Here is a 19,832-nt window from a genome sequence, read left to right on the forward strand (position 1 = left end):
GCTCGCCATCCTGTCGGCGGCATAGGGCACTATCGATTCCGTGGCGTTGGTCTTGCTCTACATCGTGGTGTTGTTGCTGGTGGCGATCGTGCTGTTCGGCGCGGCTAGCCTGCTGTTCGGGCGTGGTGAGCAGTTGCCGCCCCTGCCGCGGGGGACGACGGCGACGGTGTTGCCCGCGTACGGAGTCACCGGCACCGACGTCGACGCGGTCAAGTTCACCCAGGTGCTGCGGGGATACAAGACCAGCGAGGTCGACTGGGTGCTGGATCGGCTGGCCCGCGAGCTCGAGGCGCTGCGGGGTCAGCTGGCGGCGGTCAGCACGGCCGGGACAGCGGCGGGCAACGAGGCCGTCGACGCGGCCAACGGCGAGGACACCCCCGGGCAGGATCCGGCGTGACCGATGACGGGCGGATTCGCTGCAGCTGGGCGGTGGGCCGGCCCGGGCCCGACTTCGACATGTACCGCGACTACCACGACGAGGAGTGGGGCCGCCCGCTGCGCGGCCGGGTGGCTCTGTTCGAGCGGATGAGCCTGGAGGCCTTTCAGAGCGGCCTGTCCTGGTTGACGATCCTGCGCAAACGGGAGAATTTCCGCCGTGCCTTCGCCGGGTTCGAGATCGAAAAGGTGGCGTGCTTTACCGAGGCCGATGTGCAGCGGTTGATGGCCGACGCCGGCATCGTCCGCAACCGGGCCAAGATCGATGCGACGATTGCCAACGCGCGCGCGGTGGCCGAATTGGGATCGGGGGAAGACCTGTCCGACCTGCTGTGGTCGTTCGCGCCGCCGTCGCGGCCGCGTCCCGCCTCCGAATCCGAGATCCCTTCCGCTACCGACGAATCCAAGGCCATGGCGAAGGAACTCAAACGCCGTGGATTCCGGTTCGTGGGCCCCACCACCGCGTACGCGCTGATGCAGGCGACCGGGATGGTCGACGACCACGTCCGTAATTGCTGGGTTCCCGCACCACGATGAGGGCTCGGGCGATAGGCCCGGCAAACCACGCTCGAGACCCCGCGGACGGCCCTACCGACGGGTCTTGTGCATTTAGTGACCGGAATAGGGAACAATGGGGGGGTGATTTGGCAGTTCAAAGTCGGGTATGGCTGGAAATCCGCTGGCGGGACTAGCTCGCCGCCGACCAGGCTCGCGAGGACGGGTCCACTCGAATCTGGAGGGAGCACTCGATGGCGGCGATGAAGCCCCGGACCGGAGACGGTCCTCTGGAAGCGACTAAGGAGGGGCGCGGCATCGTAATGCGGGTACCACTTGAAGGTGGTGGCCGTCTCGTCGTCGAGTTGACGCCCGACGAGGCCGCTGCCCTGGGCGACGAACTCAAAGGCGTCACCAGCTAAGTCCCCCGGGCGTCGGGGCAGCTAAGAACACACCTTTCGGTAGATCTCTAGCGTCTGCTCTGCGACGTGTGCCCAGGAGAATTCCTCGATGCATCGCCGGCGTCCGGCGCGTCCGTAGCGCTCGGCCTTCGCCGGGTCCGCGACGAGTTCATTGACCGCTTTTGCCAATCCCGTCCGGTAACCGCTTGCATCGTCGGCGTCGTAATGCACCAGCGAACCGGTGACTCCGTCGACGACCACCTCCGGAATTCCGCCGACGTCGGAGGCCACCACCGCGGTCGCACAGGCCATCGCCTCCAGATTGACGATGCCCAACGGCTCGTACACCGATGAGCACACGAAAACTGTCGCCGCCGAGAGTATTTCGCGTAACTCCGCGACGGGAAGCATTTCCTGGATCCAGAACACGCCCGTGCGGACGCGGGCGAGCTCGTCTACCGCGGTGCGTACTTCGTCCGCGATCTCCGGGGTGTCGGGAGCGCCGGCGCACAGCACCAGTTGCACGTCCGGGCTGAATTGGTGCGCGGCAGCGACCAAATGGCCGACGCCCTTCTGCCGGGTGATCCGCCCGACGAACGCCACCATCGGCCGGTTCGGATCGACGCCGAGCTCGGCCAGCACCGACCCGGTTTCCGCCGGTCCGGCCGGATGCCACACGTCGCTGTCGACGCCATTGCGGACCACGTGCACCTGGCTGGGATCCAGCGCCGGGTAGACCCGCAGCACGTCCTCGCGCATGCCGGAACTCACCGCGATCACGGCATCGGCCGCCAGCACCGCGGTGCGCTCCACCCACGACGAGATCCGGTAGCCGCCGCCGAGCTGTTCGGCCTTCCACGGCCGCAGCGGTTCCAGCGAGTGCGCCGTCAGGATGTGGGGGATGTCGTAGAGCATCGCGGTGAGGTGCCCGGCCATGCCGGTGTACCAGGTATGCGAATGCACCACCGTGGCCTCGGCTGCGGCGTTTGCCATCACCAGATCCGTCGACAGCGTGGACAGCGCGGCGTTGGCCCCGCGCAAGCGCCGATCGGGCTCGTGCGCGACGGCGCCGGGGCGCGGTGCGCCCATGCAGTGCACGTCGACCGTGCACAGTCGGCGCAGTTGGGCGACGAGCTCGGTGACGTGTACGCCGGCTCCCCCGTAGACGTCTGGTGGGTACTCCCGCGTCATCATTGCCACCCGCATACACCGCACCGTAGTTCGCCTGTCACGCCGCTCGCGAGTCGGACGGAAAACCGGCTGGTGAATTCCCCCGGCGCCGCCGCCGCGCGCCGGGCGGCACAATCGATTACGGTGAGCGGCGGTCAAGTTTGCCAAATGCCTTGACGGACAGCCCGTCGCAACGGCGGCCAGCGGGATTACCCCTGGCAGCGGTTCGCGACGGCCGATAGGTTTGGAGTCATGAGGGAAGCACCACACGTGCTGGGCATCGTCCTGGCCGGCGGTGAGGGCAAGCGGCTGTATCCGCTGACCGCAGACCGGGCCAAGCCCGCAGTTCCCTTCGGCGGCGCTTATCGTCTGATCGACTTCGTGCTGTCCAACCTCGTCAATGCGCGATACTTGCGGATCTGCGTTCTCACGCAATACAAGTCGCATTCACTTGACCGTCACATTTCGCAGAACTGGCGGTTGTCCGGTCTGGCCGGGGAGTACATCACCCCGGTGCCGGCCCAGCAGCGCCTGGGCCCGCGCTGGTACACCGGCTCCGCCGACGCGATCTACCAATCCCTGAACCTGATCTATGACGAAGACCCGGACTACATAGTGGTTTTCGGCGCCGACCACGTGTACCGGATGGACCCCGAGCAGATGGTCCACTTCCACATCAACAGCGGGGCCGGCGCGACCGTCGCCGGCATCCGGGTGCCGCGCACCGAGGCCTCGGCCTTCGGTTGCATCGACTCCGACGACTCTGGCCGGATCCGCAGTTTCGTCGAGAAGCCGCTGGAACCGCCGGGCACCCACGATGACCCGGAGACGACGTTCGCCTCGATGGGCAACTACATCTTCACCACCAAGGTGCTCGTCGACGCGATTCGCGCCGACGCCGACGACGACCAATCCGATCACGACATGGGTGGCAACATCATTCCCCGCCTGGTGGACGACGGGATGGCCGCGGTCTACGACTTCAACGACAACGAGGTCCCCGGCGCCACCGACCGGGACCGGGCCTACTGGCGTGACGTCGGGACGCTGGACGCGTTCTACGACGCGCACATGGATCTGGTGTCGGTGCACCCCGTGTTCAATCTGTACAACCGGCGCTGGCCGATTCGCGGCGCCACGGAGAACCTGGCGCCGGCGAAGTTCGTCAACGGCGGCTCCGCCCAGGAGTCGGTCGTCGGTGCGGGCAGCATCATCTCGGCGGCCTCGGTGCGCAACTCGGTGTTGTCGTCGAACGTGGTGGTCGACGACGGCGCGATCGTCGAGGGCAGCGTGATCATGCCGGGCGCCCGGGTGGGTCGTGGCGCGGTGGTGCGCCACGCGATCCTGGACAAGAACGTCGTGATCGGGCCCGGCGAAATGGTCGGGGTGGATCTGGAGAAGGACCGGGAGCGCTTCGCGATCAGCGCCGGCGGCGTGGTCGCGGTCGGCAAGGGCGTCTGGGTCTAGCCTTCCCGCTCTCTGGGGATCTCCGGAACCAACAGGTGGGCGTCACGGTCCGGACCCCAGTGCACCGTGATGCGACCCCGCGGCGAGTTCGCGTAGGCGGCGGGCATCTGACCGACCAGCGGGTTGGTCGGGCACAGCCACCGCCCGGCGACGACCAGCCGAAGCTCCTCGCCGGCGCGAAACTGCGTCGCCGACGGGCCCAGCGCGACATCGACGGCGACTACCTCGCCGGCGGCAACGGGCTGTGGCTCCGCGCAGGTCGCGACGGGCTCCCACGGACGCGAAAGTTGGGGGTCCAGCGCCCGCAGCGAGACCCGCTGCCACCCGGTGGTCACCCGGTCGCGGCCGTAGCCGTAGGACCCCTCGAACGCGACGAACCGGCCGCCGCGCCACTTCTCCACGCCGACGAAAAGGTTGGCGTCGTCGCAGCCGTCCAGCTCCACCCACAGGCGAGCGGCCATCGGACCGGTCAGCTCGATATCGGCGGGGATCGTCCAGCTGAATGCCGCTGCACGGGAAAGTGTTTCGAATTCGACGCACCCTTGGGCTGCCGGCCGGTCGGGCATCAGCAGACCCGGCCCGCCCAGATGCCCACCCAAATATAGAGGCCGCCAACGAGTTCGGGGCAGCGGCCAGTCCGCCTCCTCGCGCACCGCGGCGACGGTGTCGCGGTCCTCGTGCACCTCGAGGCGGACACTGCGGGTGCCGACCGCGCCGTCGAGCACGTCCCGGAAGAAGTCGAGTTGTTCGGCCCGCGCCGCCTCGGAGTAGAACGTCGCCCACTTGCCGCCCCGGTGTGTGTAGAGGCGGGCGTGAGCGGACCCGCCGCGCGTGAACGCCCGGATCGAACCGCGGCTATGCAGGTTGTTGTCCGAGAAGCTGCCGCAGACCAGCATGGGGACCTCGATCGCCGACAGGTCCGGCACCACCGCGCGCCACGTGTCGTCGCGCAGCGGGTGATCGTCCTGCATCTGCTCCATGTCGTAGGCCTGTCGCGTGTCGCGACGCAAGTTGCGCGACCACATCTTGATGAACCCCAATTCGCGCACGCCGCCGGGGAACATCAGGTCGCGGTACGCGTCGGTGAAGCCCTCCCACGGGCAGATCGCCCGCAGCGCCGGGGGCCGCAGGGCGGCCACCGCGTATTGGCTGATGGCCAGGTACGACACCCCGAGCATGACAACGCGCCCGTCGCACCACGGCTGGCCGGCCAGCCACTGCACCAGGTCGTAGGTGTCTTCGGCCTCTTGGCGCGACAGCAGCTTGCCGGTGCCATCGGAGTGGCCGCAGCCGCGCGAGTCGGCGTTGACCACCACGAAACCGTGCGGAACCCACCAGGCGGGGTCCGGCGCCTCCCAACCGGTCAGCGCTGAGAAGGTCACCGGTCGTGGCTGGCGCAACACGCGGTATTGCACCGAGAACGTCCACCTCCCGAACCGCCGCCGCGGGAGGTTGTCCTTGCCGTACGGGTGGATGCTCAGGATGACCGGCCGGGCTTCGCCCCCGCTTCGGTGCACGTTGATCCGCAACACCGTCCCGTCGCGGGTCGGCACCTCGACGTCGCGTTCGACGACGAGGTCACTCGGAGGATCGGTAACGGTGATCGGGGGTTTGACGATGCTACGGAGCCGTACCAGTGCATAACGGAGGGCTCCGGGCCGTCGCCACGGTCGGTCGAGCGCCGGTGCCGAATTTCGCGCCACACCGACACCCTAGAGCTTGCCGGCCGCTACCACACGTACGGCAGCAGTCGATAGCGCACCCGTTGCGCATATTCGGGGTATCCGGGCATTTCCCCGGTGAGCATTCTTTCCTCGTCCCGAATGCGCAGCACCAGCGTCGCGGCGCCCAGGACGACGAACAACAGCCCCCAATAGGAGCCGAGCGCCAGGGGCATACCGATCATCATGACCGTGTCCCCGGCATACATCGGATGCCGCACGAATCCATAGAGGCCGTCGGTGGTCAATGTCTGTCCCGCTTCAACGGTGATAGTAGCTGCGGCATAACTGTTTTGGACGATCACCAGCTGGGCGACCCCCAGCCCGGCCACCACCAGCACATCGCCGAGTACGCAGAGCCATGCGGGCACCGGCGACCAGGCGAACCGATGGTCGAGCGCGCTGAACGCCATCGTCGCGAAGAGGGTGAGAAACGATGCGACGATGATGATTTTCTGGGCCGGTCTGGTCTCCGCGCGTGGCCCGGCGTGCATGCGTCGCTGCAGGGCAGCCGGATTGGTTCGGGCCAAATAGATGCTGGGGACTAGCGTGGCAGTCGTGAACACAGCGATGAATACCCAAGCCTGCCAATAGTCCAGTGTTCCGGCGGGCGCGAACAGGATCGCCCCCAAAGCGGCTGTTCCCAGCACCGACGATGCCGCCAGGCGAATCCCGGTTTTCATGACGCCTAACTGCGTAAATCTCGTCGGCGAAAGGCCATGACTCCCAACGTGATCAGCGTCGCGTCGATGACCAGCAGCCACAGTAGCGCCACGGCGGTGAAGTCGCTGCCGACCCGTGGCACGTGTGCGAAGGGCTCGAGATCAAGGACCCACTGCGGGAAGCCGGCCAGCGAGCCGATCAGGTACAGGGCGATGAACGCGATCAATACGCCCCACGCCACCGGCGTGAATCGTGGTGCCACACCGAAGATTACGATGGCCACGGCCGACGCCAGCCAAACGGCCGGCAACTGCACGGCCGCGGTGCCGATCACGACGGCCATCTTGGCGCCGATGTCGCCGGCCGCGACGCCGTAAAGCAGTCCGCCCGCCGCGCCGGCGACCAGCATCGCCGCCGCTGACCCCAGCAGGGCTGCCACTAAATGGCTTGCCAGCCAACGAGCTCGGGACACCGCACCGGCCAGCGTCGTCTCGGCGCGCAGGCCGGCCTCTTCCTGGTGCGGTCGCAAAGTGAGCGAGACGGCGAAGGCGGAGGCCACCATGCCCATCATGTTGAACGCCACCGCGATGAAAGCCTGCTCCAGCGCGGAGGTGCCGCCCATCCTCGCGACGATGTCGCGTGCCACGCCGCCGCCGATCTCATCGCCGATGCCGTGCGCGACGCTGCCCATCACCAGGCCGAACAGACACAGGCCCACCGTCCACAGCAGCAGCGCGCCGCGGTCCAGCCGCCAGGTCAGCCCGAAGACGTTGCTCAGCCATGGTGCGGCGGTGGCCGGGCCGGCTCGTTCGGCGATGAGTCCCGCGCCGACGTCGCGCCCGGCCAGCAGGCGATACGCCACGGCGGTCAGCACGATCGCGGTGACCAGATGCAGCAGCAACACCCACCCGTGATCGCCCGCGTACGGCCGCACCTGTAACGACCAGCCCAGCGGTGAAAACCAGGACAACGTGCCGGAGCCGGCGTCGCCGATGGCGCGCAGCGTGAATGCGGCTCCCAGCACCGCAAAGGCGGCACCGCGGGCGAATCGCGCACTCGCCGACAGCTGCGCCGTCACCGCGGCCACCGCCGTGAACACCACGCCGGAGCCGGCCAGCGCTGCGCCGAATGCCAGCGATCCGCCGGGCGGGACGTTGGTGGACAGCAATCCCGCCGCGCCGATCGCGCCGGTGGCGATCGAGGCGCCGAACGACAGGATCAGCGCCGCGGTCAGGCTGGCGTATCGTCCCACCCCGGTCGAGTCCACCAGCTCGGTGCGGCCGCTTTCCTCGTCCGCCCGGGTGTGCCGGATCACCGTCAGAATGACCGCGACCGCGATCAGCACATGGAACATCCCGGCTTTCCAAATGCCCACAGCGCCAAGGCTGTCGTTGTAGACCTGCCCGTAGAGGGCGCGCTGTGCCGGGCTGGCCATGACGGTCGCCGCGAACCCGGCGCGGGCGGCTTGGCTGGGATAGACCTTCTCGATGCTTCCGATGTAGACCGTTGCCAACGGCAACGACAGCAGCAGCATCCACAGGGGCAGCGAGATCCGGTCGCGGCGCAGATACAGGCGTAGCATGCCCAGTGTGCCGGTGAATTCTGAACCACGTTGCGGGGCAGCGTGTTCCGGACGCTGTAGTGCTACAGTGCTCATTATGCCGAGACCTTCTTTTCGCTGCGTCCGGTGTTGTAGTGGCGCAGGAAGAGCTCCTCGAGCGTCGGTGGCTGGCTGACCAGGCTGCGCACACCGGCGTCGCCAAGCACCCGGATGAGTTCCCCGAGGCTTTCGCTGTCGACCTGTGCGCGCAACGTGTTCCCCTCGAAGCTGACATCCTCAACGCCCTTTATTCGGCTGAGATCGCCAGGGCTACCGATCATTTCGGCCTTGATGGAGGTACGGCTGAGATGCCGCATCGAGTCCAGCGAACCGCTCTCGATGGTCCGGCCGGCCCGGATGATGGTCACCGTCTGACACAGCGCTTCGGTTTCGGCCAGGATGTGGCTGGACAGCAAGACCGTTACGCCACGGTCGCGCGCCTCGGCGACGCACCGTTGAAAGATGTTCTCCATCAACGGGTCCAGGCCGCTGCTGGGCTCGTCCAACAGCAGCAGGCTGGCCCGCGACGAGAAGGCCGATATCAGGGAGACCTTCTGGCGGTTGCCCTTGGAGTAGGTGCGCGACTTCTTGGTCGGGTCGAGGTCGAAGCGCTCGATCAGCTCCCAGCGTCGGGCGTCGTCGATGCCGCCGCGCATGCGGGCCAGCAGATCGATGGTTTCGCCGCCGGTCAGCGATGGCCAGAGCGTGACGTCACCTGGCACATAAGCGATTTGACGATGTAGTTCGACGGCATCGGTCCACGGGTCGCCGCCGAGCAGTCGCACGGTTCCGCCGTCGGCCTTCACCAGTCCCAGCAGGATGCGGATGGTGGTGGACTTGCCGGCGCCGTTGGGGCCGAGAAAACCGTGTACTTCACCTTGGCGCACCGTCAGGTCGAGGCCGTCCAGTGCCCGTACCGCACCGAAGTTCTTGGTGAGGTCGCGGATTTCGATGGGCGCGACGCTATCAACTGCCATGGGATTCTCCTTGATCATCGGCGGCCAGAAATGCGTCATACATAGTGCGGTCCGTCATCAGGCCTTCGGTGTAAATCTCCAGGGCGGGCAGCACCATCTCTCGGGCGTAGTCACGCAGGACGGCCCGCAGATCTGTTGGGGTCTCGTGCATTTGGAGGTAGAGCAGAAACCCACCGCCGCCGGTGATGCCGAGATATCGGGCCCTGGCGTGGGGATCGCGGCTGGGTTTGATCGTGCCGGCGCGCACACCCTCTTCCATGTAGTCGTATGTGTTGTCGATCATCCTGCGCCACAGCATGTTCGCCAGCTCGCCACCGGTTTGCATGCTGCGCACCAGGTAAGCCATCAGCGGTGCGTAGGCCTCGATCTCGGCCATCTGCGCGAACCAGGTTGCCGGGTCGTTGGATCGCAGCGCCTCTGACTTGCTGTTGTAGATCTCTTCGGCGATGTAGTCCTCGCAGGCCTTGCGTAGACCTTCCTTCGAGCCGAAGTGATGAATGACCAGTGCAGCGCTCACCCCCGCGGCCTCGGCGATGCTGCGCAGCCCGACACCGAAGCCGTGTTGGCCGAATTGCTCGATCGCCGCATCGCGAATCCGGGCGGCGGCGGTCAGGTCGACTGAACGCATGTTCAGTACACTAAACGCGTGTTCAGTCGACGGTCAAGGGGGCGCCCCGTAAGGGATGCGTAAAAGAAATCAGCCCCGACGCCGGCTCGTGTGCGGTCACATGGGCCACACCAGCATCGCGGTGGAGGCCACCACCCGATCCGGATATGCGATATCGCCGGCGATATCGCTCGTGAAGGTCGCCTATTGGTCCGAAGGGCGACGGGCGACGTCCGAAGGGCGGACGAAGGGCGAAGGGCGACGTCCGAAGGGCGACGGGCGAAGGGCGAAGGGCGACAGGCGAAGGAGGTAGCGCGTCAGTCGCGGACCGCGGCCAGCACGCCGTCACCTAGCGGCACCAGCGCGGGCGTCAGCCGCTCGTCCTCGGCGATCAGACGGGCCGCCTCCCGGACCGCGACCACTTCGGCGTCGCGCGCCGCGGGATCACCGGCCCGCCCGCCCAGCGCCGAGCCGTGCACGACGATGATCCCGCCGGATCGCAGCAGCCGCACGCCTTCGACGACGTAATCGGGCTGATCGATCGGGTCGGCGTCGACGAACACCAGGTCATAGGACTCGTCGGCGAGCCGGGTGAGCACCTCTTGGGCGCGACCGCTGATCAGCCTGGTGCGCGACGGGCCGATGCCGGCTTCGGAAAAGGCCTGCTTGGCCAGCCGCGAATACTCGGGCTCGATATCGATCGTGGTCAGCACGCCGTCGTCGCTCATCCCCGACAGCAACCAGAGCCCGCTGACCCCGGCGCCGGTGCCCACCTCAGCGACGGCTTTGCCGCCACTGAGCTTGGTCAGCAGGCTCAGCAGCGCGCCCACCGCGGGCGTCACCGCCCCGGCGCCGATGTCGACGGAGCGTTCGCGGGCGGCGGCCAGGATCGCGTCCTCGGATATCGACGCTTCCGCGTGCGCGGAGAGCGATTCGGCCCGACTCGGAGCCGCCTGGCCGGGGGTTTCTTCGTCGGTGCCGTCCATGCCCGCAGCGTATTCCATGTGGTCGTGCAGTCCGTCAGGCGCGCGGCGAGTCGAACCGTTTCCGACACGCCCGGCGATGCCGGGGCGGCGTAAGTCACTTGGCTTCGGGTATGCCCTGCGTATGGCAGGTAACGATCAGGTTTCTCAGCCAAACCTCAGATTGCTCCTATGCCGCGCATACGCCGGTAGGCGACGGTGACGGTATGGAACGTGGAGGACGTTGGGCGGGGAATACAGATTGGCAACTACGTGTTGCCGCCGATGACGAACTGCCGCTTGTCGGCAGGGCAACTTATTCGGAGGATTCGATCAACACCACTCTCTTAAGCCCGAACACCATGTCGCACGCCCAGGAACTCCCGGACGACGAATGGGTCGCACCGGCGGACGGCTTGCAGGGCACCGCAGTGTTCGACGCGACCGGGGACAAGACGACGATGCCGTCGTGGGACGAGTTGGTGCGTCAGCACGCCGACCGGGTGTACCGGCTGGCTTACCGGCTTTCGGGCAACCAGCAAGATGCCGAGGACCTGACCCAGGAGACATTCATCCGGGTGTTCCGGTCGGTGCAGAACTATCAGCCCGGAACCTTCGAGGGCTGGCTGCACCGCATCACCACGAACTTGTTCCTTGACATGGTGCGCCGACGCGCCCGCATCCGGATGGAAGCGTTGCCGGAGGACTACGACCGGGTCCCGGCCGACGAGCCGAACCCGGAGCAGATCTACCACGACGCGCGCCTGGGACCCGACCTGCAGGCCGCGCTGGACTCGCTGCCGCCGGAGTTTCGCGCCGCGGTGGTGCTGTGCGACATCGAAGGCCTGTCCTACGAGGAGATCGGCGCCACCCTGGGCGTCAAGCTGGGTACCGTCCGCAGCCGGATTCACCGCGGACGTCAGGCTTTGCGCGACTACCTAGCCGCGCATTCCGAGCCGGAAACCCACGCCCAATCAGCCTAGAAATGGCTGGGACCGGTTCACAAACACGGTCCGCGGGCCGATAGTCATGCGATTTCGCAAGATGCATAGCGGTGCAGGCCACCTTGTCGCGCTACATTCGAGGGGTACGTGGCAGCGAAAGGAGCTGGTGATGGCCGACCGGGGACATGTGTTCCGCCGCGCGTTCGCCTGGCTCCCCGCACAGTTCGCCTCCCAGAGCGACGCGCCGGTCGGCGCGCCACGGCAATTCGGCTCCACCGAGCATCTGTCTGTCGAAGCGATCGCCGCGTTTGTCGACGGCGAGCTGCGGATGAACGCGCACCTGCGGGCGGCCCATCACCTTTCGCTGTGCCCGCAATGCGCGTCCGACGTCGACGATCAGAGCCGGGCGCGTGCTGCGCTGCGCGATTCACACCCGATCCGCATCCCGAGCACCCTGCTGGGAATGCTCTCGGAGATTCCGCATTACCCGCCCGACGACACGCCAGCCCAGGCGACCGACCGTTTCGCCGATCGCAATGTGCGCGACCAGCGTAAGCGCCGGTAGCACCAGGGTTGTCCCAGCTCGTGGGTTCATGCCGACCGTTCAGCAACCGGGGATACTAGGGTGGACACGGACAATTCTGTGCCTGGTGCTCGCCCTGGAAGGGGCCGGCGTGCGAGGCCCGTTTCGAGCATTCAAGTAGAGGATTCATGACCTCCGACCAAGGCTCCCATCAGGGGCAAGACGGCGGCGACAACGGAGCCAACCGCCTGGCGCCGCGCCCCATTTCCCGGCCACCGGTCGACCCTGCGGCGCGTCAGGCCTTCGGTCGCCCGGATGGTCTACAGGGATCCTTCGTCGCGGAGCGCGTGCGCCCGTCGAAGTACCGGGACCAGGGCGAGTTCAGCCCGCACGATCAACGCCGCGACCCGGTGCTGGAGGAAGCGTTCAGCAAGCCCGTCGGCGGCTCCGAGACATTGCAGCGCCACCCGATCGACGCCAGCGCGCTGGCCGCCGAGCAGAACGGTTTCGGCGAGGACGAGGCGGACGATCCGTGGCGGGACCCGGGCGCCGCGGCGGCGTTGGGGACCCCGGCCGTCGCCCAGACCACGGCGGACACGCCGTCGGGATACGCCGGCAAGCTGGGCGTGCGCGACGTCCTGTTCGGCAAGAAGGTGTCCTACCTTGCCCTGGCCATTCTGTTCGTCATCGCGCTGGCGATCGGCGCTGTCGGCGGCCTGATCGGCAACAAGACGGCCGAGGTCGTCGAGGCCTTCACCACCTCCAAGGTGACGCTGTCGACCAACAACAACACCGAAGAACCGGCGGGCCGCTTCGCCAAAGTAGCGGCCGCGACCGCCAACTCGGTGGTGACCATCGAGTCGAAGAGCGAACAAGAAGGCATGCAGGGCTCCGGCGTCGTCATCGACGGCCGCGGCTACATCGTCACGAACAACCACGTGATCTCCGAGGCCGCCAACAACCCCAGCCAGTTCAAGACGACCGTGGTGTTCAACGACGGTAAGGAAGTGCCGGCCAACCTGGTCGGTCGCGACCCCAAGACCGACCTCGCCGTGCTCAAGGTCGACAACGTCGACAATCTGAGCGTGGCGCGGCTCGGCGACTCCGACAAGGTGCGCGTCGGCGACGAGGTCCTGGCCGCCGGTGCACCGCTCGGCCTGCGCAGCACCGTGACGCACGGCATCATCAGCGCCCTGCACCGCCCCGTCCCGCTGTCGGGCGAGGGATCTGACACCGACACCGTCATCGACGCCCTGCAGACGGACGCGTCGATCAACCACGGCAACTCCGGTGGTCCGTTGATCGACATGGACTCTCAAGTGATCGGTATCGACACTGCCGGAAAGTCGTTGTCCGACAGCGCAAGTGGCCTCGGCTTCGCGATCCCGGTCAACGAGGTCAAGTCGGTGGCGCAGACGCTGATCAAAGACGGAAAAATCGTGCACCCGACGCTGGGCGTCAGCACCCGGTCGGTGAGCAACTCGATCGCCGCGGGTGCCCAGGTCGCCAACGTCAAGGCGGGCAGCCCCGCGCAAAAGGGCGGCATCCTGGAAAACGACGTGATCGTTAAGGTCGGTAGCCGCAAAGTCGCCGACGCCGACGAGTTCGTGGTCGCCGTGCGCCAGCTGACCATCGGGCAAGACTCCCCGGTCGAGGTGGTCCGCGATGGCCGCAACGTCACCCTGACCGTCAAACCCGACGCCGACAGCGGCTGATGTTCGCCAACGTCGGCTGGGGGGAGATGCTCGTCCTCGTCGTGGTCGGGCTGGTAATCCTTGGCCCGGAACGGCTTCCGGGCGCGATTCGCTGGGCGTCGACCGCGTTGCGTCAGGCCCGCGACTACCTGTCCGGCGTCACCAGTCAGCTGCGTGAGGACATCGGGCCCGAGTTCGACGACCTGCGCGGCCCGCTGAGCGAGCTACAGAAGCTGCGCGGCATGACGCCGCGCGCGGCGCTGACCAAACACCTGCTGGACGGCGACGATTCGTTGTTCACCGGCAATTTCGAGCGGCCCGTCAACGGCACGTCGCCGCAGCAGTCGGCCGAGGGGCCCGCGGCGGGGGCAAACGGCAGTCCGACGTTCGGCGTCGGGCAGCACGGCCCGGCGCCGTTCGACACCGACGCGACCTAACGCCGCGTCGGGTCTAGCCCCAGCGACACGCCTGCCAGGCCGCGCTTGCGCGACGACAGCTTGTCGGCGACGCCGCGCAGCTCCTTGCCCACCGGCGAATCGGGCGCGCTCAGCACGATCGGCACACCGGAATCGCCGGCGGCGACCAGCGCGGGGTCCAGCGGGATCTGACCCAGCAGCGGCACGTCGGCGCCCACCGCGCGGGACAGCCGCTCGGCCACCTGCTCGCCGCCGCCCTCGCCGAACACCTGCATGGTGGAGCCGTCCGGCAGCACCAGCCCCGACATGTTCTCCACCACGCCGACGATGCGCTGGCGGGTCTGCAGCGCGATGCTGCCGGCCCGCTCGGCGACTTCGGCCGCGGCCAGCTGCGGCGTGGTGACGACCAGGATTTCCGCGTTGGGGATCAGCTGAGCCACCGAGATGGCGATGTCGCCGGTGCCGGGCGGCAGGTCGAGCAGCAGCACGTCCAGGTCGCCCCAATAGACGTCGGCCAGGAACTGCTGCAAGGCCCGGTGCAGCATCGGCCCGCGCCACACCACCGGTGTGTTGCCCTCGGTGAACTGGGCGATCGAGATGACCTTCACCTCGTGGGCGATCGGCGGCAGGATCATCGACTCGACCTGGGTGGGCCGGTCGGTAGTGCCCATCATCCGGGGGATGGAGTGGCCGTGGATGTCGGCGTCCAGCACGCCGACCGACAGGCCGCGGGCGGCCATCGCGGCGGCCAGGTTGACCGTCACGCTTGACTTCCCGACCCCGCCCTTGCCGGAGGCGACCGCATAGACCCGGGTCAGCGAGCTGGGCTGGGCGAAGGGGATGACGGGCTCGCGGGCGTCACCGCGCAACTGCTTGCGCAGCTCGGTGCGCTGCTCGTCGTTCATCACGTCGAGGCTGACTTTCACCGCCCCGGTGCCCGGGACGTCGGCGACGGCCTGGCCGACGCGATCGCTGATCTCGGTCTTCTTCGGGCAGGCGGCGGTGGTCAGGTAGATCTCGACATGCACGCCGCCGTCGGACTGGACGTCGATGCTCTTGACCATCCCGAGTTCGGTGATGGGACGCCGCAATTCGGGGTCGATCACCTTGCCCAGCGCGGTGCGGATAGCCGCGGTCAGGTCGGCTTGGGTACCAGGGGAGTCATGACGGGACATCACCGCCGAGTGTAGGCGGGCTCGGCTCTTGACCGGCTGGCAGGCGTCAGCCGGCCGGAACGGCCGCGGCCGGAGCCGGGGCGGCCGGGGCGGGCGCCGGCGCTGCCGGTGCGAACGGCTGCGGCGCCGGCGGGGCCTGCGGCGCCCACGGCGGGGCGGCGTTCGGTGGCGGCGGCGGGGCCAGCGGTGCAAACGGCTGCGGTCCCAACTGCGGGCCGCCCGGCGGCGGGGTTTGCGAGCTGATGCAGATCACCGTGCACCCGGGCATGTGCCCCTGAATCGGCGACGTATTGGGCGGCGGCGTCATCCAGGGGAACATCGGCGACGACGGCGTGACCTGCTGCTGCTGGCCGGTCAGGTCGATCAGCGGCATCCGCGCCATCGGGTCGTCCTGCGGCAGGCCGATCATGTTGATCGGAAGGCCGGGCCCGAGGCCCTCGGGGTGCTCGTCGTGCGCGTTGCCGAGCGGGGGCGGCGGCCCGGTGATCGGCGGCAGGTCGACCGGGACGACGCCGGTGGCGTATGCCGCGGCCCAGCCCAGCACGTTCTGGGCGTAGGCCGTCGAGTTGTTGTAGCGCAGAATCGCGGCCATCACCTGGGCCGGGTCGCGCAGGTTCAGCCCGCCACTGCACAGGTAGTGCGCGGCCGTCAGCGTCGAGTCGAACAGGTTCTGCGGGTCGGCGATGCCGTCGCCGTCGCCGTCGGCGGCATATCGTGCCCAGGTGCCGGGCAGGAACTGCATGGGTCCCATCGCGCGGGCGTAGGTGACGCGGTTGCCGACGTTGCTGGAGACGATCACCTCGTTGCCGGGCAGCGTGCCGTCCAGCGAGGGGCCGTAGATCGGGGTGACCGCGGTGCCGCGGGCGTCGACGGCGCCGCCGCCGGCATGCCCGGATTCGATGCGTCCGATGCCGGCCAGCAGATTCCAGCTGACGCCGCAGGCCGGGTCGGACACCGACATCTTCTGTTCGGCGTTGCGGTATGCGGTCAGCGCCATCATCGGAATGCCCAGCGCACCAGGCGCATTCACCACTCTGGGCGGCGGCGGTGCCGAGGAGGCGCCCGCCGCGACGTGGAAGGCCGTCGGCGCGCGGTCGATGGCGATGAGAACCGGTCCGGACAGATCGGGGACGGTCGGGGAGACCGCGGCGACCGGGGCGATGACGGCATGCACCGACGGGATGGGGCTCTTCGCGTGTCCGTGAAACGGCTCAGGCGTGGCGCCGACGGCACCCGCGAACACCAACGGGCTGATCACCGCCACGCTGAAGGCCTGTGCCCGGGTAACCGGAAGCCTCGACTTCCGCACCGCCGCGACGGCCGGGTGGGCACCCAAGCGACCCCCTATGCGCACTCCACCGTCCTAAGTATGTGGGTCGCCGGAGACCTTGTGAGCTGCCGGAAACCTGTTCTTAGCCTCGTGAACTAGATCACCATACATAACTCTTGTGACGGGAGTGGCGCAATGGTGGATTCGGTATTCAGGGGGATCTCTTAGTGGTCCGTACCTGGCCCGGACCAGGTGATCACCGGCGGGTCGGGGGCTCCTCGGCCGGGATCTGCACGTCCGGTCTGGTCAGCAGGGCGCGTAGTTCCTCCAGCTCGTCACGCAGGAATTCGCGGGTCACAACCTCCCCGATCGCCAGCCGCAGGGCGGCCAGCTCGCGCGACAAATATTCGGTGTCGGCTTTGGTCTGGGCGGCGCGGCGACGATCCTCGTCGAGGGTGACCCGGTCCCGGTTCTCCTGACGGTTCTGGGCCAGCAGGATCAGCGGTGCGGCGTAGGCGGCCTGGGTGGAGAAGGCCAGGTTCAGCAGGATGAACGGGTACGGGTCGAAGCGCCAACTCACCGCGACCAGGTTGATCGCGATCCACACGATCACGATGACGGTCTGGATCAGCAGGTAGCGGCCGGTGCCGAAGAAGCGCGCGATGGCCTCGGTGCTCTGCCCCACCGCCTCGGGATCCAAGCGCAGGGACAGGCCGCGCGACGTCCGCGGGGTGTAGAGCCGCCGTACCGGCGCCGACTTGCTCACGAGGCCCCCTCGGTTGCTTCGGCGCCGCGGACGGCCGCGGTCAGCTCTTGGGCTTGCGCGCGCCAATCGTGCGGCAGCAGGTGATCGAGCAGGTCGTCGACGGTGACCGCGCCCAGCAGGTGGCTCTGGTCGTCGACCACGGGCCCGCACACCAGGTTGTAGGCGGCGAGGTAGCGGGTGACGGACGCCAGTGTGGTCTCCGGAGCCAGGGTGAGCAGATCACTGTCGACGATTCCGCCGACCAGGTCGCTCGGCGGTTCGCGAAGCAGCTTCTGCAGCGGGACGCAGCCCAGGTACTTCCCGGTGGGCGTGGCGGTCGGTGGGCGCGTCACGAACACCATCGACGACAGCGCGGGGGTGAGGTCGGGATCGCGGACTAGGGCCAGCGCCTCGGCCACCGTCGTGTCGGCGGTCAGCACCACCGGATCAGACGTCATCAACCCACCGGCGGTGTCGGGCGAGTGTTTCAAAAGCCTTCGCACCGGGGCGGATTCGTCGGGGTCCATCCGGGCCAGCAGCAGCTCGGCATCCGTCGGATTCAGCTCGCCGAGCAGGTCGGCGGCGTCGTCGGGGTCCATCTCCTCGAGGACGTCGGCCGCGCGTTCGGTGCCCAGGTGCGACAGCGCGTCGGCCTGCTCCGACTCGGGCAACTCCTGCAGGATGTCGGCCAACCGCTCGTCGGTGAGGGCCTTGAACACCTCGGTGCGCCGTTTGGCCGGCAGCCCGCGGATGGCGTCGGCCACGTCGACCGCGCGGCGTCCCTCGAACTGGTTGAGCAGCTGCGCCACCGCCTGACCCGGCATCGCCAACGCCGACGGTGTCAAGCCGTGCACGCTTTGCCAGTCGACGACGTGTGCCGGTCCACGCCGACCGAGCCGACGCTGGCTTCGCACCGCGATTCTGGTCACCAGCCAGTCGCGGGTCCGGGACTGCTCAATGCCCAAATCGGTGATCACGACGTCGCGCCCGACCAATTCCGGCAGTTCGGGGTCGTTGACCGTGACGGGGGTGTCGAGGATCTGACCGATCGCCAGCACCTCGCCCGGACGCTGCTCGAAGTGGCGCAGGGACACGCTGCCGGTGTTCAGGGTCACGGCGTGGGGTTCGATCGCGGCGACGCGCAGCATCGGGATGAAGATGCTGCGGCGGGTGGCCAGATCCACGACCAGGCCGAGCACGCGCGGTTGCTGGCGGACGATGCTGATGCTGATCACGACATCGCGGATGCGGCCGAAGTTTTCGCCCATCGGCCCCAACACCAACATCCGCGCCAGCCGCGCCACATACACCCTGTTGACCGATGCCATGGGAGAGAGCCTAGGCAGCCAGTCGCGCGATGGCAGCGAACCGGCTCTGGCGAGCCCTGTTAATGGGAATGCACCGCAAAAATCATCACGATCAGAGCCACGACCAGGGTCGCGATGCCGATCACGATGCCGGCGACGGCCATGCCGTAACCGTCTTGGCGGGTCCGCTTGATCTGGTCGATCGCGATGGTGCCCAGCACGATCGCCACGATCCCGCCGACGCAGCAGAACAAGCCGGTGAACGATGTGATCAGCGCCGCGATCGCCATCCCGTTCGTACCGGACGGGATGGCCTCGTGCGACCAGTAATCGCCCGGATAATCCGGTGCCGGGTAATAACCGCCGGGATACGGCGCGGGACCGTACCCGGGTGGCGGGCCGCCGAATTGCGCAGGTCCCGGTGGGTAGGACGGTGCGCCGGGCGGCTGCTGGTAGCCGAACGGCGGGGTGAAGTGCGGGTATTCGAGCGGGGGATAGGGCGGGGCCGGATAGTCCGCTGGTGGAGGTGCGCCCGGGGGATTCCAGGGGGCTGCCCATCCCGGTTGGTCAGGACGCTGCCCGCCCGCCGCGTGCGGATGGGCGGCATCTTCTCCGCTGGCACCCCCGGGAGCTGTCATGGTGTTCAACCTAGCTTGCAGGCTGCCTCGATAGGGTGTGAGGGCCGAGGTGAAACTACGGCCCCGGCGTAGGAGAATGAGCTGCAATGACTAGTCCTTTCCAGCCTGGCCAAGTCCCTGGTGCAACGCCCACTGGCGCGGCCGCGGGCCGGCGCAGTGTGCCGCAGTTGCCGACTCCGCCCAAGGGCTGGCCGGTGGGCTCCTATCCCACCTATGCCGAAGCGCAGCGCGCCGTCGACTACCTGTCCGAGCAGCAGTTCCCGGTGCAGCAGGTGACCATCGTCGGCGTCGACCTGATGCAGGTCGAGCGGGTCACCGGCCGCCTTTCGTGGCCCAAGGTGCTCGGTGGTGGTGTGCTCAGCGGGGCCTGGCTCGGGCTGTTCATCGGGTTGGTGCTCGGCTTCTTCAGCCCCAACCCGTGGGGCGCGCTGGCGACCGGCTTGGTTGCCGGGGTGTTCTTCGGTTTGATCACTTCCGCTGTTCCGTACTCAATGGCCCGTGGCACGCGGGATTTCAGCTCGACGATGCAATTGGTTGCCGGCCGCTACGACGTACTCTGCGATCCGCAGAATGCCGAGCGGGCCCGGGATTTGCTTGCGCGACTGGCGATTTGACGGTCGGA

At 67.8% G+C, this 19,832-nt stretch carries 20 protein-coding genes and 1 pseudogene; 9 read left to right on the plus strand and 12 right to left on the minus strand.

Annotation, left to right across the window (positions count from 1 at the left end; all coding sequences use genetic code 11):
* Window positions 1-40: 40 nt before the first annotated feature.
* The 3 genes from SKC41_RS14220 to SKC41_RS14230 all read left to right on the plus strand — a co-directional run bounded on the left by SKC41_RS14220 (window position 41) and on the right by SKC41_RS14230 (window position 1,352).
* A complete protein-coding gene (locus SKC41_RS14220) occupies window positions 41-397 on the plus strand; it encodes a DivIVA domain-containing protein (RefSeq protein ID WP_330978162.1) in 357 nt (118 codons plus the stop codon).
* Between the two features lie 59 nt (window positions 398-456).
* Entirely contained in the window at window positions 457-972 is a 516-nt protein-coding gene (locus SKC41_RS14225; RefSeq protein WP_442931685.1) for a DNA-3-methyladenine glycosylase I, read from the plus strand.
* Window positions 973-1,184: 212 nt separating this feature from the next.
* A complete protein-coding gene (locus SKC41_RS14230; protein WP_003406247.1) occupies window positions 1,185-1,352 on the plus strand; it encodes a DUF3117 domain-containing protein in 168 nt (55 codons plus the stop codon).
* 21 nt (window positions 1,353-1,373) lie between these two features.
* Here SKC41_RS14230 and glgA read toward each other — a convergent pair whose 3' ends face one another.
* Complete coding sequence (gene glgA, locus SKC41_RS14235) at window positions 1,374-2,537, minus strand: glycogen synthase (protein ID WP_330978164.1); 1,164 nt, start codon at window positions 2,535-2,537, stop codon at window positions 1,374-1,376.
* Window positions 2,538-2,753: 216 nt separating this feature from the next.
* On the opposite strand from glgA, the gene glgC reads away from it, so the two are divergent.
* A complete protein-coding gene (gene glgC / locus SKC41_RS14240; RefSeq protein ID WP_090605428.1) occupies window positions 2,754-3,968 on the plus strand; it encodes a glucose-1-phosphate adenylyltransferase in 1,215 nt (404 codons plus the stop codon).
* Here the strand turns inward: glgC and SKC41_RS14245 are convergent.
* The 6 genes from SKC41_RS14245 to SKC41_RS14270 all read right to left on the minus strand — a co-directional run bounded on the left by SKC41_RS14245 (window position 3,965) and on the right by SKC41_RS14270 (window position 10,522).
* Window positions 3,965-5,671, minus strand: a complete 1,707-nt coding sequence (locus SKC41_RS14245) for a CocE/NonD family hydrolase (protein WP_330978165.1) — start codon at window positions 5,669-5,671, stop codon at window positions 3,965-3,967. The two genes, glgC and SKC41_RS14245, sit on opposite strands and share 4 nt — an antisense overlap.
* A 26-nt stretch (window positions 5,672-5,697) precedes the next feature.
* Window positions 5,698-6,372: a methyltransferase family protein gene (locus SKC41_RS14250; protein ID WP_330978166.1), complete on the minus strand. Its 675-nt coding sequence runs from the start codon at window positions 6,370-6,372 to the stop codon at window positions 5,698-5,700.
* A 5-nt stretch (window positions 6,373-6,377) separates the two neighbouring features.
* Complete coding sequence (locus SKC41_RS14255) at window positions 6,378-8,009, minus strand: ABC transporter permease (protein WP_330978167.1); 1,632 nt, start codon at window positions 8,007-8,009, stop codon at window positions 6,378-6,380.
* The gene (locus tag SKC41_RS14260) at window positions 8,009-8,929 is read right to left on the minus strand and encodes an ABC transporter ATP-binding protein (protein WP_330978168.1); all 921 of its coding nucleotides are present in this window, start codon (window positions 8,927-8,929) and stop codon (window positions 8,009-8,011) included. The genes SKC41_RS14255 and SKC41_RS14260 overlap by 1 nt, the downstream gene beginning before the upstream one ends.
* A complete protein-coding gene (locus SKC41_RS14265) occupies window positions 8,919-9,557 on the minus strand; it encodes a TetR/AcrR family transcriptional regulator (RefSeq protein ID WP_330978169.1) in 639 nt (212 codons plus the stop codon). Before SKC41_RS14265 ends, SKC41_RS14260 begins: the two co-directional genes overlap by 11 nt.
* A 296-nt stretch (window positions 9,558-9,853) precedes the next feature.
* On the minus strand, window positions 9,854-10,522 hold the full coding sequence (locus tag SKC41_RS14270; RefSeq protein WP_330978170.1) for an O-methyltransferase: 669 nt from the start codon (window positions 10,520-10,522) through the stop codon (window positions 9,854-9,856).
* Between the two features lie 203 nt (window positions 10,523-10,725).
* On the opposite strand from SKC41_RS14270, the gene sigE reads away from it, so the two are divergent.
* From sigE to tatB, 4 genes are all read left to right on the plus strand, one after another.
* Window positions 10,726-11,481, plus strand: coding sequence for an RNA polymerase sigma factor SigE (gene sigE / locus SKC41_RS14275; RefSeq protein ID WP_330978171.1), 756 nt, complete (start codon window positions 10,726-10,728; stop codon window positions 11,479-11,481).
* Window positions 11,482-11,611: 130 nt separating this feature from the next.
* Window positions 11,612-12,007 (plus strand): anti-sigma E factor RseA, encoded by a 396-nt coding sequence (rseA, locus tag SKC41_RS14280; RefSeq protein ID WP_330978172.1) that lies wholly within the window; start codon window positions 11,612-11,614, stop codon window positions 12,005-12,007.
* Between the two features lie 146 nt (window positions 12,008-12,153).
* Window positions 12,154-13,680 (plus strand): serine protease HtrA, encoded by a 1,527-nt coding sequence (htrA, locus tag SKC41_RS14285; protein WP_330978173.1) that lies wholly within the window; start codon window positions 12,154-12,156, stop codon window positions 13,678-13,680.
* Window positions 13,680-14,096: a Sec-independent protein translocase protein TatB gene (tatB, locus tag SKC41_RS14290; RefSeq protein WP_330978174.1), complete on the plus strand. Its 417-nt coding sequence runs from the start codon at window positions 13,680-13,682 to the stop codon at window positions 14,094-14,096. The genes htrA and tatB overlap by 1 nt, the downstream gene beginning before the upstream one ends.
* On the opposite strand, the gene SKC41_RS14295 is transcribed toward tatB, so the two are convergent.
* The 5 genes and pseudogenes from SKC41_RS14295 to SKC41_RS14315 all read right to left on the minus strand — a co-directional run bounded on the left by SKC41_RS14295 (window position 14,093) and on the right by SKC41_RS14315 (window position 19,210).
* A complete protein-coding gene (locus SKC41_RS14295; protein ID WP_330978175.1) occupies window positions 14,093-15,250 on the minus strand; it encodes an Mrp/NBP35 family ATP-binding protein in 1,158 nt (385 codons plus the stop codon). The genes tatB and SKC41_RS14295 overlap by 4 nt on opposite strands.
* A gap of 46 nt (window positions 15,251-15,296) precedes the next feature.
* Complete coding sequence (locus tag SKC41_RS14300) at window positions 15,297-16,604, minus strand: lytic transglycosylase domain-containing protein (RefSeq protein ID WP_330978176.1); 1,308 nt, start codon at window positions 16,602-16,604, stop codon at window positions 15,297-15,299.
* 172 nt (window positions 16,605-16,776) lie between these two features.
* Window positions 16,777-17,286 (minus strand): DUF1003 domain-containing protein, encoded by a 510-nt coding sequence (locus tag SKC41_RS14305; protein WP_330978888.1) that lies wholly within the window; start codon window positions 17,284-17,286, stop codon window positions 16,777-16,779.
* Window positions 17,285-18,593, minus strand: a pseudogene (locus SKC41_RS14310) (magnesium transporter MgtE N-terminal domain-containing protein); the annotation flags it as partial. The pseudogene SKC41_RS14310 and the gene SKC41_RS14305, both read right to left, overlap by 2 nt.
* A gap of 59 nt (window positions 18,594-18,652) precedes the next feature.
* Window positions 18,653-19,210 carry a DUF4190 domain-containing protein gene (locus SKC41_RS14315; RefSeq protein ID WP_330978177.1) on the minus strand — a complete coding sequence of 186 codons (558 nt, stop codon included), beginning with the start codon at window positions 19,208-19,210 and terminating at the stop codon, window positions 18,653-18,655.
* A gap of 86 nt (window positions 19,211-19,296) precedes the next feature.
* On the opposite strand from SKC41_RS14315, the gene SKC41_RS14320 reads away from it, so the two are divergent.
* Complete coding sequence (locus tag SKC41_RS14320) at window positions 19,297-19,824, plus strand: general stress protein (RefSeq protein ID WP_330978178.1); 528 nt, start codon at window positions 19,297-19,299, stop codon at window positions 19,822-19,824.
* Window positions 19,825-19,832 lie beyond the last annotated feature (8 nt).

Source organism: Mycobacterium sp. 050128, from assembly GCF_036409155.1.
In the GTDB taxonomy this organism is placed as follows: Bacteria; Actinomycetota; Actinomycetes; order Mycobacteriales; family Mycobacteriaceae; genus Mycobacterium.

Coding starts and splice junctions, on each gene's coding strand:
- SKC41_RS14225 (WP_442931685.1), top strand. CDS start 457: ATGTACCGCGACTACCACGACGAGGAGTGGGGCCGCCCGCTGCGCGGC.
- SKC41_RS14230 (WP_003406247.1), top strand. CDS start 1,185: ATGGCGGCGATGAAGCCCCGGACCGGAGACGGTCCTCTGGAAGCGACT.
- glgA (WP_330978164.1), bottom strand. CDS start 2,537: ATGCGGGTGGCAATGATGACGCGGGAGTACCCACCAGACGTCTACGGG.
- glgC (WP_090605428.1), top strand. CDS start 2,754: ATGAGGGAAGCACCACACGTGCTGGGCATCGTCCTGGCCGGCGGTGAG.
- SKC41_RS14250 (WP_330978166.1), bottom strand. CDS start 6,372: ATGAAAACCGGGATTCGCCTGGCGGCATCGTCGGTGCTGGGAACAGCC.
- SKC41_RS14255 (WP_330978167.1), bottom strand. CDS start 8,009: ATGAGCACTGTAGCACTACAGCGTCCGGAACACGCTGCCCCGCAACGT.
- SKC41_RS14260 (WP_330978168.1), bottom strand. CDS start 8,929: ATGGCAGTTGATAGCGTCGCGCCCATCGAAATCCGCGACCTCACCAAG.
- SKC41_RS14265 (WP_330978169.1), bottom strand. CDS start 9,557: ATGCGTTCAGTCGACCTGACCGCCGCCGCCCGGATTCGCGATGCGGCG.
- SKC41_RS14270 (WP_330978170.1), bottom strand. CDS start 10,522: ATGGACGGCACCGACGAAGAAACCCCCGGCCAGGCGGCTCCGAGTCGG.
- sigE (WP_330978171.1), top strand. CDS start 10,726: ATGGAACGTGGAGGACGTTGGGCGGGGAATACAGATTGGCAACTACGT.
- rseA (WP_330978172.1), top strand. CDS start 11,612: ATGGCCGACCGGGGACATGTGTTCCGCCGCGCGTTCGCCTGGCTCCCC.
- htrA (WP_330978173.1), top strand. CDS start 12,154: ATGACCTCCGACCAAGGCTCCCATCAGGGGCAAGACGGCGGCGACAAC.
- tatB (WP_330978174.1), top strand. CDS start 13,680: ATGTTCGCCAACGTCGGCTGGGGGGAGATGCTCGTCCTCGTCGTGGTC.
- SKC41_RS14295 (WP_330978175.1), bottom strand. CDS start 15,250: ATGTCCCGTCATGACTCCCCTGGTACCCAAGCCGACCTGACCGCGGCT.
- SKC41_RS14315 (WP_330978177.1), bottom strand. CDS start 19,210: ATGACAGCTCCCGGGGGTGCCAGCGGAGAAGATGCCGCCCATCCGCAC.
- SKC41_RS14320 (WP_330978178.1), top strand. CDS start 19,297: ATGACTAGTCCTTTCCAGCCTGGCCAAGTCCCTGGTGCAACGCCCACT.